The following is a 16,252-nucleotide window of genomic DNA, read 5'->3' on the forward strand; positions in this document are numbered from 1 at the left end:
CCGGCATCGGCACCTCGTAGACGTTCATCCGGTTGAGGATCGGCTCGGGGATGGCGCGCGCGTCGTTGGCGGTCGCCACCCAGATCACCTGGCTGGCGTCAATGGCGACCTCGGCGAACTCGTCGGTGAAGCTGTGCGCGGTGTCGTGCTCCAGCAGGCTGTAGAGCGAGCCGAGCGGGTCGTAGGCGTGCTCACCTCCCGCCTTGTCGATCTCGTCCACGACGATCAGCGGGTTGGCATAGGCGCCGTCCACCAGCGTCTCGAACACCTTGCCCGGCCGCGCCCCTTTCCACTGGCTCGACGCGCCCGACAGCACCCAGCCGGCGGTCAGCGAACTCATCGAGACGAAGCCCATGCCCGTGCCCAGCAGGTGCGACAGCTCGCGGGCGAAGTGCGTCTTGCCCACGCCCGGCGGGCCGAGCAGCAGCATCGGCGTGATCTCCAGCGCGTCGCCACTGTCCTCGCACAAGGCCAACTGGCGGCGCACGTCGTCGAGCACCGGGTGGAAGTTGGGCAGCTCGTCGTAGAGGTGGTCCATCAGCGGCAGACCGGACGGCTTGACCTGGAACCGCTCCGGGCCTTTTTCCAGCATCCGCTCGTAGGTGGCGCGCAGTTGTTCGTGGTCCTTGGCGGCCAGCTTGGTCAGCCGGCGCTCCACCTCGTCGAGCCGGTAGAGATGGCGCATCCGGGCGATCGGGATGGCGCAGACGAGATCGGTGCAGGGTGAACGCATGCATACCTCCGGGTGACTGTCTGTGGCGGTGTCCAGGGACTCTCTCGTGTCGTGACTAGCATGACGCAAGCCAGGTCCACCGCACAGCGGGGAAGCACCCGCAAGTGCGGGCAGTTCAGCCGATCGTTCAGGGGATGGCACCTGCGCGACTCGGCGGACTTCAGCTTCCGCCCGGCGTGTCGAAAGCCGTAGACCCGCTCCCCCTGAAAGGCCCCGAAGTGACGGTCTGGTTGACCCGGCTGACCCGCGTGGTGCGCTGCCTGCTGTGCAGCGTGCTGGCGGCGCTGTGTCTGGGCATCGGGCTGGTGCGTGCGGCCCAGGAGGCGGTGCCCGTGGTGGTGCTGCACGACCGGCAGCAGGCGGTTGACCCCTGGTCCGCCGTGTCGGTGCTGTACGACACGTCCGGGCGCTGGACGCTGGACGAGGTGCGCCAGCGCCTGCCGCAGCGCGTGCGGCCGGACGTGCCCGCGGCGAACTTCGGCGAGCGCCGTGGCGCAGTCTGGCTGGTCTGGGACATCGACCTGCAGCCCGCTGCCCGAGGCGCGTGGCTGCTCGATGTGGCGTTTCCGGCGCTGGACCTCGTGGACCTGCATGTGCTGCTGCACGACGGCACACCGCTGCGCACGGCCTACCAGCGCGCCGGGGATGGCCGGCCGCTGTCCTGGCGGGCCTTGCCGACCCGCACCCACGTCCTGCCGCTCGATCTGCCGCCTGGGCGCTACACGCTGCTGCTGCGGGTGTCCAGCGAGGGCAGCCTCGTCACGCCGCTGCGTCTGGTGACGCCCGAGCAGTTCCACCAGGGCGAGGACCGGGTGCAACTGCTGCAAGGCATCTCCACCGGCGTGATGCTGTGCCTGCTGCTGTACAGCCTGGCGCAGTGGTTCAGCCTGCACGACCGCCTGTTCGCCTACTACGGCCTGAGCGTGTTCGGCATCGGCCTGTACCTGTTCTCCTACAACGGACTCGGGCTGCAGCACCTCTGGGGCGAACACGTCCGGGTGTCCGAGGTGCTGTCGCCGGCCTGCGTGCTGCTGAGTGCGCTGGGGGCCTTCCTCTTCATCGACCGGGTGCTCGACATCCGGAGCCTGTCCCCCCGGATGTCGCTGGTGATGCACGTCTGCGCGGGCGTGGCCGGGGCCGCGCTGGTGCTGCTGCTGATGGATGTGTTCGGCTACCGCGCGGCGCAGCAGGTGGCCAAGCTGATCGGGCCGCTGCCGATGTTCCTGGCGCTGCCCTTCGCGTGGATGCGCTGGCGCCAGGGGGACCGGGCGGCTGCGCTGGTGTTCCTCGGCTGGGCGCTGTACGCGGTGGGCGGCGTGACGATGGGCCGTCTGGCGATCGGCCAGGTGGCGGCCACCACGGTGACGCTGCATGCGCTGCAGATCGGCTCGCTGCTGGAGATGCTCATGTGGCTGCTGGTGATGGGGATGCGGGTCCAGCAACTGCGCGGCGCGGCCGAACAAGCCACGCGCGACGGCGACCACCTGCGCCAGTTGGCCGCCACCGACGCGCTCACCGGGCTGCTCAACCGGCGGGGTCTGCACGCGGCTGTTCCACCGATGCTGACGCGTGCGCGGCCGGATCGGCTGGTGGCGCTCTACCTCGTCGATCTGGACGGCTTCAAGCAGATCAACGACCGCCAGGGCCACGATGCCGGGGATGCTGTGCTGGTGGAGATCGGCGAGCGCCTGCGCCGCGGGGTGCGCGACAGCGACCTGACGGCACGCACCGGGGGCGACGAGTTCGTGGTGCTGGTCAGCGATTTGCCGGACGACGACGCCGCCCGCCGCATCGGTGCGGCGCTGCTGCAGGCGCTGGTGGCACCGATGCGGCTGCGCACGGGGCCGTGCGAGGTCGGGGCGACGATCGGCTACGCGCTGTCGCCGATCGACGGCTGGGACGTGGCCGAGCTGATGCGCCGCGCCGACCAGGCGATGTACCTGGGCAAGCAGTCCGGCAAGGGGCAGGTCCGGCGGCTCACTTCACGAACGTGTTGAGCTGGATGATCGGCAGCAGCACGGCCAGCACGATCACCATCACCATCGCCCCCATCACCACGATCAGCAGCGGCTCCAGGATGGTGGCCATCTGCATCGCCCGCCGCTGGACCTCGGCGCCGAGCTGCGTGGCGGCGCGTTGCAGCATCACGGGCAGCTCGCCGGTCTGCTCGCCCAGGCGGGCGAACATCGACAGCAGGCCGGGGAAGCGTTTCTTCGACGACAAGGCCGAGGCCAGCGGCGCCCCTTCACGGACTTGCACCAACGCCGCCAGCGCGTCGGCCCGCATGGCGCGGTTGGACAGCGTTTCCGCCGCGGCTTGCAGGGCTTTCAGGATCGGCACGCCCGAGCCGGCCAGCATCGCCAGCGTGCCGGCAAAACGCGCCGCGTTGTAGCTGCGGGCCAGCCGGCCGACGATCGGCAGCGTCAGCACCACCGCGTCGAGCCGTTCGCGGGTGGTTTCGTTGCGCCGTGCCAGCACCAGCAGCCCGCCCGCGCCGATCAAGGCGAGCAGCAGCGCCCAGCCCCAGTGGCGCAGGAACGCGCTCAACGCCAGCATCGCGCTGGTGAGGAAGGGCAGCGCCTTCTTGCTGCCGGCAAACACCTGCGCCACCTGCGGCACGACGTAGGTGACGAGGAAGATGACGATGACGATCGCCACCACCGACACGATGGCCGGGTAGAGCGTCGCGCCGACCAGCCGGGACTTGAGCGCCTGGCGTTCTTCCAGATCGTCGGCGAGCTTCTCCAGCACACGGCCAAGCTGCCCGCTCTGTTCGCCTGCGGCGACGACGGCGCGGTAGACATCGTCGAATTCGCGCGGTGCGCTGCCCAGCGACTGGGCGAAGGGCGCGCCGCCGTTGACCTCGGCGCGCAGGTGGGCGAGCAGGTCGCGCTGGCGGGGGTCTTCGGCTTCGTCGGCAAGCGCGGTCAGGGCGCGTTCCAGCGGCAGGCCGGCGCCGACCAGCCCGGCGAGCTGCCGCGTCCAGATCGCCAGCGTCGTGGCGGAGAACACCCGCCGCCGCATCATCGAGCCGCCCGCCGCCGCCGTGGCCGCCGCTTCGGAGGCGACCGGCTGCACGTCCAGCGGCACCAGCGCCCGCGCCCGGAGTTGCGAGCGCACGGCCTTGGCGCTGTCCCCTTCCAGCAAGCCGGTCTGGGTCTTGCCGGCGGCGTCGAGGGCTTCGTATCGGTAGGCGGGCATGGGTGCGGTGTGTCGGGTCAGTCGCGGGTCACGCGCATCAGCTCTTCCAGCGACGTGACGCCGGTCGCCACCAGCCGCTCGCCGTCCTCGCGCATCGAGCGCAGGCCGCCGGCACGGGCCGCGGCGATGAGTTCGGCCTCGCTGGCGCGGCTGTGGATCAGCGCGCGCACGTCGTCATCGACCACCATCAGCTCGTACACCCCCGTGCGGCCCTTGTAGCCGCTGTGGCCGCAGGCGTCGCAGCCGACCGGGTGCCAGCGGCCGTCGTCGCCCTGGCGCTTGCAGGTCGTGCAGAGCTTGCGCACCAGCCGCTGCGCGAGCACGCCCAGCAGCGACGAACTCAGCAGGAACGGCTCGATCCCCATGTCCGTCAGCCGCGTCACGGCACTTGGCGCGTCGTTGGTGTGCAGCGTGGCGAGCACGAGGTGGCCGGTCAGCGACGCCTGCACGGCGATCTGCGCCGTCTCGTGGTCGCGGATCTCGCCGATCATGATCACGTCCGGGTCTTGCCGCAGGATCGCCCGCAGCGCCTTCGCGAAGGTGAGGTCGATCTTGGCGTTGACCTGTGTCTGCCCGATGCCCGCGAGTTCGTACTCGACCGGGTCTTCCACGGTCAGCACGTTGGTGGTGCTGGTGTCCACCTGACCCAGCGCGGCGTAGAGCGTGGTCGTCTTGCCGGAACCCGTCGGGCCAGTGACGAGCACGATGCCGTGCGGCTGCTGGATGCGGGCGGAGAAGCGCGTGTAGGTGTCACCCTGCATCCCCAGCCCCGGCAGCGAGAACTTCGCCTCGCCCTTGTCGAGCAGGCGCAGCACGGCCCGCTCGCCATGCACGCTCGGCAGCGTCGAGACCCGCACGTCGATGGCGCGGCCACCGATGCGCAAGGAGATGCGCCCGTCCTGCGGCAGGCGTTTTTCGGCGATGTCCAGCTCGGCCATGATCTTCAGCCGGCTGATCAGCGCCGCGTGCAGCGCCTTGTTCGGCTGCACCACCTCGCGCAGCGTGCCGTCCACGCGGAAACGCACGGCGGACGAGCGTTCATACGGCTCGATGTGGATGTCGCTCGCACCGTCCTTGGCCGCTTGCGTCAGCAGCGCGTTGAGCATGCGGATGATCGGCGCGTCGTTGGCCGCTTCGAGCAGGTCTTCCACGGCGGGCAAGTCCTGCATCATCCGGCCCAGATCGACGGCGCTTTCCACCTCGCCGACCACCGCCGCGGCGCTGGATTCACCGCCGGCATAGGCCTGGGCGATGCGCTGGGCGAGGCGCTCGGGGGCTTCGCGCTCGATGGCGTCCACGGCGTGCAGGCGCAGCACCTCGGCGAGTGCGGCGCGCGGCGCTTCGGCGTCGGCCCAGAGGACGAGGCGGTCGCCGTCGTCTTCGAGCAGCAGGCGTTGGGCCTTGGCCCAGGCGTAGGGCAGGGGATGGCGCACGTTCAGCGGCCCGGAGTCGAGGCAGAAGGTGCCATCGGCGTGGCCCGTTCGCCGCGGCGCAGTTCCGGCAGCACCGGCGACTCGTTGATGCCCAGCACCTGCGAGGGCTTGGGCTGACCGTCCTGCTGGCGGGCGCGGATCAGGTCATAGCGGTCCATGGTCAGCGTGTTGGCGTCTTCCTGGGTCCGCATCACCACCGGGCGCAGGAACACCAGCAAGTTGGTCTTGATGCGCTTGCGGTTCTGCGCCTTGAACAGGTTGCCCAGCAGCGGGATGCTGGCCAGCCCCGGCACGCGGTCTTCTCCGTCCGCGTACTCGTCCTTGAGCAGCCCGCCCAGCACCATGATCTGGCCGTCGTCCACCACCACCGAGGTCTCGATCGAACTCTTCTCGGTCGAGGGGCCGGCACTCGACGAGGTCGTCCCGGCGATGACGCTGGAGTTCTCCTGGTAGATCTGCATCCGCACGGTGCCGTTCTCGCCGATCTGCGGCTTGATCCGCAGCGTCAGGCCCACGTCCTTGCGCTCGATGGTCTGGAAGGGGTTGGCCGAGCCGTTGCTGGTGCCGGTGTTGGTGAAGCTGCCGGTGATGAAGGGCACGTTCTGGCCGATGACGATCTTGGCTTCCTCGTTGTCGAGGGCAACCAGGTTCGGGGTCGAGAGGATGTTGGCGCCCGTGCTGCTTTCCAGGAAACGCGCCAGCGCGCCGAGCGTGTAGATGCCGTTGAGCGCCTGGATCAGGCCCACGTTCAGGCCAGCGCCCAGGTTGACGCCGGTGCTGGTGGTCGATTGGGACAGCGTGACGAGGTTGGAGCCGGCACCGCTGGTCGCGCTGTAGTTGGTGCCGGCGATGACGCCGTACTTGTCGCCGCTCTTGCCCAGCAGCCCCTGCCACTGGAAACCGAACTCGGCCGCCTGGCTGGCGTCCATCTTGACGATCATCGACTCGACGTAGACCTGCGCGCGGCGGGCGTCGAGCTGGTCGATGACGGCGCGGAGCTGGCGGTAGACCGGCTCGGGCGCGGTGATGATGAGCGCGTTGGTGGCGGGATCGGCCTGCACGAAACCACCCGTGGACGGGTTGGCCGAGGCGCTGACCGGCGTGGTCGATTGCGCCGAAGCGCCCGAACCGCCCTGACCCCCGATGGCCGTGGCCATGCCACCGCCGCTGCTGGCCGACGTGGCACCCAGGCCCGTGCTGGCGCCACCGGTGCTGCCGCCGGACGCGCCGCCGCCGCCCGCGCCATAGGCGGCGCGCAGCACGGCGGCGAGCCGGGTCGCGTCGGCGTTCTTCAGGTAGACGACGTAGATGTTGCCGGCCGCGCCGCCCGGCGGGCCGGGGCGGTCCAGCTTGTCGATCACCCCGCGGATGACGGCCAGCCGCGCCGCGTTGGGCGCCCGCACCAGCAGCGAGTTGGTGCGCGGGTCGGCCATGATCGACACGCCGCCGGACATCGCGGCCGGGGCGCCCGGTGTACCGCCCGAGGAGGAATCGGCGAACCGCTGCACCATCGGCGCGAGGTCCGACGCCGAGCCGTTCTTGACCGGAATCACCTCGACATCGGTGGCGGCGGGGGTGTCCAGCGCCGCGATGATGCGGGCCAGGCGCTGCAGGTTGTTGGCGTAGTCGGTGATGACCAGCGTGTTGTTGCCGGGGTTGGCATTGATGGTGTTGTTGGGCGTGATCAGCGGGCGCAGCACGGTCACGAGGTTGTTGACGTTCTCGTGCTTGAGGGGAAAGACCTGCGTGAGGATCTGGTCGCCCGAACGCATGACGTTGCCGACCGAGACGGTGCCGGTCTGCAGCTTGGCCTCGGCCTCGGGAACGACCTTGAGCAGTCCGGCCACGTCCACCACCGTGAAGCCCAGCCCGCGCAGCACCGAGAGGTAGTTCAGGAAGGCTTCGCGTTCGGTCAGGGGCTGTTCGCTGTAGAGCGTCATCTGGCCACGCACGCGCGGATCGACCAGGATCTGGCGCTTGACGATGGCAGCCATCGCCCGGGAGACCGCTTCGATGTCGGCGTTGACGAAGTTCACCGTCACCTTGGCGGTGGTGGGTGCGGCGGCGGTGGCGCGGCGGGACTGCTGCGCCTGCAGCGGCGTGAGGTGGCCGAGGGCCAGGGTGCCGGCCAGCGCCGCGGCGAGCACGCGGCGCGGTGCGGAGGGTCGAGGGCACAGCGTCATGGTCATCCGATCGTGAGCAGGGAGCGCGCGCCTTGGCGCCGTCCGATGATGTTGAGCAGGTTGTTCAGGGCCGGGCGGTCGGCGTCGGTGGCGGTGGCTTCGCCGCGCAGGCGCAGGCCGCCCTGGCTCCAACTGCCGGTGCCGCTGAGCCGCAGGGCGCCGTCGAGCGTGTCCAGCGTCACCAGGGCGGTGCCGGCCTGCGCCGGGTCGCCGCTGAAGGTGATCCGGTAGCTGCCCAGGCGCGGCAGTGTGGTCAGGCGGGAAGAGAAGTCGCGCAGCTCCAGCCCCGCGCTGCCGGCCATGGCGAAGCGGCCTTGTGCCCAGCGCAGCGACAGGGCTTGCGTGGTCAGCCGCAGCGCGCCGCCGGGGCGCAGGGTGTTCCACGGCGTGCCGAGTCCGACCAGCCACGCTGCGGGCCACTGTCCTACCCAGTCGCCCTGGTCGGCCTTCCCCGGCTGCACCGACACCTGGACCTGCCCAAACCCCGGCTGCACGAGGAGCACCTGTTCGCCGTTGAGGCAGCAGTCGTGTTGCAGCGCCAGCCGCACGGCGGTGCCGGTCGGACGCAGTGTCCAGCGGATGCGGCCGGGCAGGGCACGGGCGTCTCGGCTGCCGACCCCCGCACTCAGCACCAGCACGGCATCGCCGGACCAGACCGTGCCCTGCGCGTTGGCCAGCAGCACACGCTCCTGCGTGGCCGTGGCGACGGCCTGGGCCAGCCAGTGCGCGGGGGCGAAGGCGACCAATGCCACCGCCGCGCCCACGACCGTGCCGACCACAGCCCAGCGTCGGCTGGCCTGCGCCTGCGCCACCCAGCCGTGGCCAGCCGCCTTGCGTGCAGCCGAGCCGAAGACCGATGCGGGCGCCGAGGGCTGGTAAGTGGGACGCCAGGGAGTGCCGTGGAGGGCCATGTGCGGGTGCGTGCCTTGTGCCTTGTGCCGTGGGTCAGCGGGTCAATGGGGAGTGGACGCCGCAGACAGCGTCAGCACAAGGTTGCCGCTGTAGCCATTGCCGGTGCGGCCGAGTTGCGCCTCGACCACGCGCACGCGGGCCGCGGCACGCACTTCGGCCAGCCAGGCCATCAACGCGGCCGGCTCGACGCTGGTGAAGGCCACGGTCAGCCGCTCGCCGCTGCGCTGCAGGCGGGCAGCGGCGCCCAGACGCTGGGTGGCCGATTGCAGCGCGGCGTCAGCCTGTGCCGCATCGACGGGGGGCAGGGCGCGCAGCTCGGCGGCCTCGGCGGCCAGGCGCTGCATCTGGGCGAGCTGCGCGTCGAGCACGGCTTGTTGGGCCGGGGCCGTGCGCAGGGTCTTGAGAGCGGGCTGCACCGCGAAGCTCCAGACCACGAACACCAGCAGCAGCCCCAGCCCCAGCGTGGCGCCGAGCTGCTCGCGCGGGGCCAGCGCCTGCCAGCGTTGCTGCAGCGGGGCGAGTGACTGGCGCAGGGCGTCGGATCGCGGCAGTGCGGGTTTCATCGGGCGGCTCCGGGCAGGGGCGTGCGGCCCAGGGTGATCTGGTTGTCGGCGCTGTCGATCTGCCAGCCCGCCGGCTCCAGCGTGGCGCGCATCTGGGCCAGCTCGGCGGCACCCAGACCCTGCGCGCCCAGCGACAGGCGGCTGTTCTCGTAGCGCAGCACCGTGGGCGGCCGTCCCTCGGGCCAGACGCTGGCGGCGGCCTGCAGCAGCGGCTCCAGGTCGGTGTCGCCAGGGCGGCCGGCACTGGCGCGCAGCAGCTCGTTCTCGCGGGCCATCTGCAGCGGCGCGTCCAGCACGGCGCGCACCTGCGGGTGCGTGGTGCGCAGCAGGTTGGCGACGGCGGTGCGGCGGTTCTGCAGCTCGGTGCGCTGCATCCAGGCCCAGGCATTCAGTCCGACGAGATGCGCCAGTGCCAGCCCGACCAGCCCGAGGCGCACGGGCCGCCAGCCGGGAGTGAGGAATTGCTTGCCTGCGTCGCGCAGCAGCGCCAGCCCGCGGTGGCGCGCGGCCAGCTCGAACTGGCGCAGGTTCCAGCCGCTCTGCGCCGAGGCCAGCAGCCGCGCGCCCAGGCCGAGCACCTGCACTGGCTGCCCGAGCCAGCGTTCGGCGGGGGTGGCGGCGGCGGGGTCCGCGGTCCACAGCGTGTTGTCGGCGAGTGGCTCGGGCAGCAGGCTGCGCGAGAGACTGCCCAGCAGCGGCCAGGTACACACGCCCTGCGCATCGGCCCAGGTCAGCAGCGTCCGGGGCTTGTCATCGTCCAGCGGGGTGTGGAAATGGCCATGCGCCTGCAGGTCTGGCCAAAGACCCGGCACGACCCGGTCCACGACGACGCCCACCGCCTCCAGCGCGGCCAGCTCTGCCGTCAGCCAGGCACGGTCGGTGGCGGCGACCCAGGTGTCCTCGCCCGGTCGTGCGTCCGGGGCCAGGCTCAGGTGGAGCTGGTCCACCTCGTCGAGCACTTGTTCTTCGAGCATGCCTGCCAGCGCGGCGCGCAGGCGTGCCGCGGGCGCTTTCGGGCAGGTCAGGCGGTGGAAGGCCACATCGGCGGGTGCCAGCACGGCCACCACGGCGGTCGCCCTGGGCAGCAGCGCGGCGGCACACTGGCCTTCGGACTGGACGGATTGCCCGTCCGGACTGAGCACGAAGCCCAGCTCGCCGCGGGTACCGGGGGCCTGCGCGGACGCACGGGTCTGCGAGTGCAGCCGGGTGCGGGTGGGCAGTTGGAGGACGAGCAGGCTCATGGGTGGGGTGGACGTGTCGGGGCGATTGTAGGTGCGGGCCTGCGGGCGCTGGAACGCGGCTCACCGCTGCAGCGCGTTCTCCAGCTCGGTCAGGTCGCGCAGCCGCCGGGTGTACAGGGTCCGCACGTCGCGCCCATTGCGCTCCAGCAGCGAGCGTTGGGCCACCATCACCTGGTCGAGCCGCAGGGCGCCGTAGACGAGGAAGTAGTTCGAGTGGACGCTGACCCGACGCGCGTCGGCCAGCGCGCGCTCGCCCAGCACGGTCTTGGCGTCGGCGGGCGTTTTCAGGTGCTCGCGCAGCCGGGACTGCACCAGCCGCTCGGCGCTGGCCAGATCGATGCCCGGCAGCACGGCGGCGATGACCTCCTTGGACGCCGTGTTCAGGTTGACCGGCGTTTCCCGCGGCAGCAGCACGACATAGGGCTGCAGGCGGCGCACCGTGGCGCTGTCCAGGCCGAGCCAGCCCAGGTCTTCGACCGACACGGGCATGAGTGGCAGCAGGGGCGCGTTGGTGCCGCTGTCGGACGGGGCTTCGGTGGCGCTGCCGGGCGTGGCGCGGCGCAGGGCCTCGGCCAGCCTGGGCGCGACATCCGCGCCCAGGCCCAGGAAGCCGCACAGCCGCTCCAGCGTCTGCAGCTCGCTGGCGCTGACCTTGCCTTGCTGCACGAGGTTGCGCAGGTTGTAGCGCGACTGCGCGTCCTCGATGCGGCCGGAGAGGAAGGCGTCGGGAGCGTCCTCGGCCATCGCGCGGTCGGCGGCGAGGAAGGTGGACAGCCGGGCCTCGGCCAGCGGGGCGGCCCAGGGTTCGCCGAGGTGGTCGGCGCCGCCTTCGCGGGCGTCTTCGCGCAGGATCATGCGGGTCCAGTCGAGGGCGCCCTGCAGCACCCATTGCGACTGGGTCTGGGCACGCTCGGCCGCCTCGACCTGCAGGGCACGCCACTGCTGCCAGACCATGCCCGAGGCGAGGGTGGCCACGACGGTGACGATGACCATCGCGGTCAGCAGCGCGGCGCCGCGTTGTCGGAGGTTCCGGTGCATGGGCATGGGCATGGGTCTGGGCCTGGTCATGGGTGGACCAGCCGCACTTCGCGGGTCAGCGTGCCGTCGGCCGCCCCGCCGGGCGCGAAGCCGATCACCAGCCGCAGGCCGTCGGGCAGCGCGTCGTGGTTGACGACGACCGGCGGTGCGGCGCTGACCATGCCGTTGCCCGAGAGCGTGCTGGACACCGTGCCGGCAGGGGCGGTGCCTGCTTCGGGTGGCGGCGGTGGCGGTGCCTGCGGCTCGGCGGCGGCCGGCGGTGCCGCCTGGGCCACGTCGCCGCTGGACTGCGCGTTGCTCCAGCCGTTGCTGCTGGTCAGGAAGACGAAGAGCTGCCACTGGGCGACGTGGTCCAGCATCGCCAGCGTGCCCGGCTCGTTGCCGAGCAACTGGTAGCTGCGCATCCAGCCGTCCTGCAGCGTGTCGAGGGCGGTCGAGGGCGGCGCGCTCCAGCGGTAGAGGCGGCCACCGCGCAGCGTCCAGGCGACCACCTGCACGCCCTCGGGCTGCCGCCGGGTCAGGCGCAGCGTCGCGCCGTCGAAGTTCAGGCCCGGCACGACCTGCGTGTCGATCACCTCCTGCACATCGGCCTCCCACTGCGCCAGCACCGTCTGCAGGCGCAGCAGCCGGTCCATGCGTGCCTGGGTCGATTCGCGGCTGCGCGCGATGGCGTCCACGCCCTGCCACGCCATGGCCGACATCAGCGCCAGGATGAGCAGCGCCACCATCACCTCGATCAGGGTGAAGCCAGCGGAGCGACGGGAAGGAGTCGGGTGCATCGAACCGGGCAACCTCAGAGACGGGACATCACGGTGGTGTAGAGCAGCAGGTGCTGGCCCTCGGTGTCGAGCATGTGGACATCGATGCGGCGGAACAGCGGGTTCGGCGTCGGGCGCACCGACACGTTGCCCTTGTAGCTCTGGCCGACCTGTTCGCAGGTGAACGCGCTGTCGCCGACCGGGGGCAACTGGCGCTCCAGCCGCAGCCGGGTGAGGTAGTTGTCCGCACACCATTGGCCGGCCAGCGTGTCGGCCAGCCGCTGGGTGTTGCCGGTCAGCGCGCCCGCGGCCTTGATGCCTGCAGCGAGCGTGATGGCGACGATGGCGAGCGCCACCAGCACCTCGATCAGGGTCAGGCCCCGCTGTGCCTTCCCGCGGTCACTGCGGCGCGGGGACATCGGGGGTCGCCGCGAAGGCGCTCAGGCCGTCGGTGGACAGGCGCAGGCGCTTGTCGTCGAGCTGCAGGATCACCGCCTGCGCCGGAATCACCGGCTCCGGGCCGAGCAGCAGGCCGGCTTGCCCTGGTGGCAGCACCACACCGATCTTGCCGGCGAGGTCGGCGTCGGACCAGCGTTCGGGCAGGCCGTGGCCTTCAGGCAGGCCGGTGAAGTGGAAGTCCGGGCCGGGCTGGTCGGGGCTGTCGTTGGCACTCTGGCGGGGGCGGCCGGGCACCCAGCGCACGGGTGTGCCGAGCGAGCGGGCCTGCACGCGCGCGGTTTCGAGGATGGCGACGAGCCGGGTGGCCTCGCGCTCCAGCCGCGTGCTGGCGGTGTCCGGCAGGGCCAGGGTGACGGCCGCACTGGCGAGCGCGATGATGGCCACGACCACCATCAGCTCCAGCAGCGTGAATCCGCGGGTGCGTCTCCGGTTCACTGCCAGGAACCGATGTCCGCGTCCTTGCCCTCACCGCCGGCTTGTCCATCCGCGCCGTAGCTGAACACGTCGATCGGGCCTTTCACGCCAGGGTTGGCGAATTGGTAGGGGCGGCCCCAGGGGTCGTTGGGCAGCTTGTCGAGCGTCGGCTTCCAGTTCGGCGGGATGGGGCCGGTGGTGGGCTTGGCGACCAGGGCCTGCAGACCTTGTTCGCTGGTGGGGTAACGCTGGTTGTCGAGCCGGTAGCGTTTGAGGGCTTCCACCAGGCTGTTGACATCGGTGCGGGCGGCCGTGACCTTGGCCTCGTCCACGCGGTCGAGCACGCTCGGCACGATCAGGGACGCCAGCACGCCGATGATCACCAGCACCACCATCAGCTCGATCAGGGTGAAGCCGCGCTGGGCGTTCCGGGCATGCTGGGCGATGTGTCGCAGGGATTTCATGGCAGTCAGTCCAGTGGGTGCGCAAGGCAGGTGGGGCCGTCGATCATAATCCGCCCCCATGGCAGCACGTTGGACAGCATGGTGGGTATGGGCCGCTCTGGCGGGGAGCCTCGTGTTCTGGGGGCTGCGCCTGTTCGCGCGTCCCGCACCCGTGCCGGCGCAAATCCAGACGGTGGGGATCGACCAGGCGGTGCGCGGCGACGTGCTGCGCCTGTTGGGGGCCGTGGCACCGGCGGGTGAACCGGCGGCACCGCCGCCGCCCGCTGCGGCGCGCTTCAAGCTCGTGGGCGCCGTGGCCTCGACCAGTGCGGGGGCGGGCTGGGCCGTGCTGTCGGTGGACGACCAGCCCGCCCGCGTCGTGCGGCAGGGCGGCGCGGTCGATGGGCAGTGGGTGCTGCAGGCGGTGACGGCCAAGGGCGTGCGCCTCGGGCCGTCCGGGGCAGCGGCGCAGCTCACGCTGGACCTGCCGCAGTTGCCGCCGCCGGCCACCGGCACGCTGGCCGGCCCGGCTGTGGCGGGTGGCGTGCGGGTGCCAGGGGCCACGGTGGGTCTGCCGGCGGCTGCGGGGCAGGTGCCGTTGCCCGGCCAGATGGCGCCTCAGATGCAGCAGCCTGTCCAGCAGATGCAACCCCCGCTGCAGCCTCCGCTCCAGCAGGAGCAACCCATGCCCGACCGCGCAGGCAGCGTCACTGGCGGCGTGGTCGATCCCAACCTGTCCCGCTGACCGCGCACCTCCGTCCATGGGCCATGGCCCATGGCGCGCGTATCACACCTGTGCCTCGACAGCGTTCGCCCAGAGCATCGACAAGCTCAAGCAGATGAAGGTGGCCACGACCGATCTGAACATCCCCGTCGTGCCGCAGGAAGGCAAGAACGCCAACGCCATCCGCGAGAACCTCAAGCGCGTGCGGCTGCCGGCGGGCTTCAAGATCGACCTGTTCGCCATCGTGCCCGATGCGCGCCACATGGCCATCGCGCCCAGCACCAACATGCTGTTCGTCGGCACCCGCAAGACCACGGTCTGGGCCGTCACCGACCGCAACAGCGACGGGGTGGCCGACGAGGTCAAGTCCTTCGCGCCATCCCTGAAGTTCAGCAACCCGAACGGCGTGTGCTGGACCAAGGACGGCTTCCTGATCGTGGCCGAGCACAACCGCGTGCTCAACTTCCCCGCGGCCGAGTTCTTCTATGAAGGTCCGGATGTCGCGGTGATCGAGGTGGTGCCGCAGGGCCAGCTCATCCCCGTGGAAGAAGAGTCCTACAACCACGGCGCCCGCACCTGCCGCATTGGCCCGGATGGTCAGCTCTACATCACGCTCGGCCAGCCGCACAACGTCCAGCCGCGCGACAAGCTCGACCTGTACACCAAGACCGGCATCGGCGGCATCGTGCGCATGAACGCCTTCGACGGCAGCAAGCGCGAGGTCTACGCCACGGGCGTGCGCAACTCGGTCGGCCAGGACTTCAACCCCAAGGACGGCACCCTCTGGTTCACCGACAACCAGACCGACGGCATGGGCGACGACATCCCCGCGGGCGAAATCAACCGCATCACCAAGGCCGGCCAGTTCTTCGGCTACCCGTGGAAGCAGGGCAAGACCCGCATCACCGACCACGGCTACGACAAAGATCCGCTGCCTGCGAACATCACCGACCCGCAGGTCTACATGGACGCACACGCCGCCGACCTGGGCATGACCTTCTACACGGGCAAGAGCTTTCCGGCCAAGTACCAGGGCGGCATCTTCTCGGCGCAGCACGGCTCGTGGAACCGCACCAAGCCGATCGGCGCCCGCGTGCTGTTCACCTCGCTCAAGGCCGACGGCACGGCCGACAAGACGGAGGTGTTCGCTGACGGCTGGCTGGACGACAACACCGGCACCTACCGCGGTCGCCCGGTCGATGTGGCGGTGATGAAGGACGGCTCGCTGCTGGTCTCGGACGACTACGCCGGCGCGATCTACCGCATCACCTACACGGCGCCGTGAGCATGGCGACGAGCAGGGCCTTCTGGCCGGCCACGCTGGTCGCCGTCGGGGGCTTGTTGCTCGGGGAGGGGGTGGCCGCTGCCGATGTGGCGGCGCAACTGCGCAACTTCCGCAGCGGCAAGCGGCCGCACGAGGTGATGGTGGTCATCTCCAAACCGCTGAGCGATGACGACATCGCGGACCTGGCGGCGTTTTACTCGTCGCTGTAGACCATCCGCGCCGCGCCGCCCGTCTGCGTCTTCCACCACAGCAGCGCGGCGTCACTCGGAAAGAAGCGCACCGCCGGTCCCAGGTCCACATCACCCACCGCCGTCTCGCGCTGGATGCGCAGGCGGATCGACACCCCTTGCGGCCGGCTCTCCTCGCCGAACTCGGACGGTGCGCCCGGTTTGGCGGGGTGCTCGGCCAGCAACTGCTCGAACGCCGGCAGCGTGTCGGTCACGGGGACCAGCAGGTGCCGTGCCCGCTGGCTGCGCGCCGTGGCGAGGTCGGTGATCTGCTGCACGTTGAAGCGCAGGCCGCCGCTGAAGCGGTCGTTCTGCACCTTGCCCGTGAGGATGAGCAGCTCGTCGTCCTTGAGCTGCGCCAGATGCGCGTTGAGTAGCTCTTCGGCCACCACCGACTCGATTGCGCCGGTCTTGTCGTCGAACTTGAAGATCGCCGCCTTGCCACGCTGCCCATTGACGATGCGCAGGTCGGCGACGATGCCCGCCAGGGTCTGCGGGTCGCGGCTGTCCTGCGCGTCGCCGATGCTGCGGCGGGCAAACTGACGCACCTCGGCCTCCACCTGGTCGAACAGGTGGCCCGAGAAGTAGTAGCCCAGCGCCACCTTCTCGTGCGTGAGCCGGGTCTTCACGTCCCAGGT

17 protein-coding genes are annotated in these 16,252 nt (G+C 70.8%); 4 read left to right on the forward strand and 13 right to left on the reverse strand.

The window, feature by feature from the left end; all coding sequences use genetic code 11:
- Positions 1 to 733, reverse strand: a 733-nt coding sequence (locus QZW52_RS14275) for an AAA family ATPase (RefSeq protein WP_294000025.1), incomplete at its 3' end; no start/stop codon positions are given.
- A gap of 176 nt (positions 734 to 909) precedes the next feature.
- On the opposite strand from QZW52_RS14275, the gene QZW52_RS14280 reads away from it, so the two are divergent.
- The gene (locus tag QZW52_RS14280; RefSeq protein WP_294000027.1) at positions 910 to 2,730 is read left to right on the forward strand and encodes a diguanylate cyclase; all 1,821 of its coding nucleotides are present in this window, start codon (positions 910 to 912) and stop codon (positions 2,728 to 2,730) included.
- Here QZW52_RS14280 and gspF read toward each other — a convergent pair.
- From gspF to gspG, 11 genes are read right to left on the reverse strand one after another with little or no spacing between them, the layout of a single operon-like run.
- Complete coding sequence (gspF, locus tag QZW52_RS14285; protein WP_294000029.1) at positions 2,711 to 3,934, reverse strand: type II secretion system inner membrane protein GspF; 1,224 nt, start codon at positions 3,932 to 3,934, stop codon at positions 2,711 to 2,713. The two genes, QZW52_RS14280 and gspF, sit on opposite strands and share 20 nt — an antisense overlap.
- 17 nt (positions 3,935 to 3,951) lie before the next feature.
- A complete protein-coding gene (gene gspE, locus QZW52_RS14290; protein ID WP_294000030.1) occupies positions 3,952 to 5,367 on the reverse strand; it encodes a type II secretion system ATPase GspE in 1,416 nt (471 codons plus the stop codon).
- A gap of 2 nt (positions 5,368 to 5,369) precedes the next feature.
- The gene (gspD, locus tag QZW52_RS14295; RefSeq protein ID WP_294000032.1) at positions 5,370 to 7,550 is read right to left on the reverse strand and encodes a type II secretion system secretin GspD; all 2,181 of its coding nucleotides are present in this window, start codon (positions 7,548 to 7,550) and stop codon (positions 5,370 to 5,372) included.
- A 2-nt stretch (positions 7,551 to 7,552) separates the two neighbouring features.
- Complete coding sequence (gene gspN / locus QZW52_RS14300; RefSeq protein WP_294000034.1) at positions 7,553 to 8,461, reverse strand: type II secretion system protein N; 909 nt, start codon at positions 8,459 to 8,461, stop codon at positions 7,553 to 7,555.
- Positions 8,462 to 8,503: 42 nt separating this feature from the next.
- Complete coding sequence (gene gspM / locus QZW52_RS14305) at positions 8,504 to 9,025, reverse strand: type II secretion system protein GspM (RefSeq protein WP_294000036.1); 522 nt, start codon at positions 9,023 to 9,025, stop codon at positions 8,504 to 8,506.
- Positions 9,022 to 10,266 (reverse strand): type II secretion system protein GspL, encoded by a 1,245-nt coding sequence (gene gspL, locus QZW52_RS14310; RefSeq protein ID WP_294000038.1) that lies wholly within the window; start codon positions 10,264 to 10,266, stop codon positions 9,022 to 9,024. The genes gspM and gspL overlap by 4 nt, the downstream gene beginning before the upstream one ends.
- 60 nt (positions 10,267 to 10,326) lie before the next feature.
- Positions 10,327 to 11,310, reverse strand: coding sequence for a type II secretion system minor pseudopilin GspK (gene gspK / locus QZW52_RS14315; protein WP_363226772.1), 984 nt, complete (start codon positions 11,308 to 11,310; stop codon positions 10,327 to 10,329).
- A gap of 20 nt (positions 11,311 to 11,330) precedes the next feature.
- A complete protein-coding gene (locus tag QZW52_RS14320; protein ID WP_294000040.1) occupies positions 11,331 to 12,083 on the reverse strand; it encodes a PulJ/GspJ family protein in 753 nt (250 codons plus the stop codon).
- Between the two features lie 14 nt (positions 12,084 to 12,097).
- Entirely contained in the window at positions 12,098 to 12,481 is a 384-nt protein-coding gene (gene gspI / locus QZW52_RS14325; RefSeq protein WP_294000041.1) for a type II secretion system minor pseudopilin GspI, read from the reverse strand.
- The gene (locus QZW52_RS14330) at positions 12,462 to 12,956 is read right to left on the reverse strand and encodes a pilus assembly FimT family protein (protein ID WP_294000043.1); all 495 of its coding nucleotides are present in this window, start codon (positions 12,954 to 12,956) and stop codon (positions 12,462 to 12,464) included. The genes gspI and QZW52_RS14330 overlap by 20 nt, the downstream gene beginning before the upstream one ends.
- Positions 12,953 to 13,399 carry a type II secretion system major pseudopilin GspG gene (gene gspG, locus QZW52_RS14335; protein WP_294000045.1) on the reverse strand — a complete coding sequence of 149 codons (447 nt, stop codon included), beginning with the start codon at positions 13,397 to 13,399 and terminating at the stop codon, positions 12,953 to 12,955. The genes QZW52_RS14330 and gspG overlap by 4 nt, the downstream gene beginning before the upstream one ends.
- Before the next feature lie 58 nt (positions 13,400 to 13,457).
- Between gspG and QZW52_RS14340 the strand changes: the two genes are divergently transcribed.
- The 3 genes from QZW52_RS14340 to QZW52_RS14350 are packed head-to-tail and all read left to right on the forward strand — an operon-like array spanning position 13,458 to position 15,596.
- Positions 13,458 to 14,123, forward strand: coding sequence for a hypothetical protein (locus QZW52_RS14340; RefSeq protein ID WP_294000047.1), 666 nt, complete (start codon positions 13,458 to 13,460; stop codon positions 14,121 to 14,123).
- A 16-nt stretch (positions 14,124 to 14,139) separates the two neighbouring features.
- On the forward strand, positions 14,140 to 15,387 hold the full coding sequence (locus QZW52_RS14345; RefSeq protein WP_294000049.1) for a PQQ-dependent sugar dehydrogenase: 1,248 nt from the start codon (positions 14,140 to 14,142) through the stop codon (positions 15,385 to 15,387).
- Between the two features lie 2 nt (positions 15,388 to 15,389).
- Positions 15,390 to 15,596, forward strand: coding sequence for a c-type cytochrome (locus QZW52_RS14350; protein ID WP_294000051.1), 207 nt, complete (start codon positions 15,390 to 15,392; stop codon positions 15,594 to 15,596).
- Here the strand turns inward: QZW52_RS14350 and QZW52_RS14355 are convergent.
- On the reverse strand, positions 15,581 to 16,252 hold a 672-nt coding region (locus QZW52_RS14355; RefSeq protein ID WP_363226776.1), incomplete at its 5' end, for an OB-fold nucleic acid binding domain-containing protein. The two genes, QZW52_RS14350 and QZW52_RS14355, sit on opposite strands and share 16 nt — an antisense overlap.

It is taken from the genome of Sphaerotilus sp. (assembly GCF_013299175.1).
GTDB lineage: Bacteria > Pseudomonadota > Gammaproteobacteria > Burkholderiales > Burkholderiaceae_C > Sphaerotilus.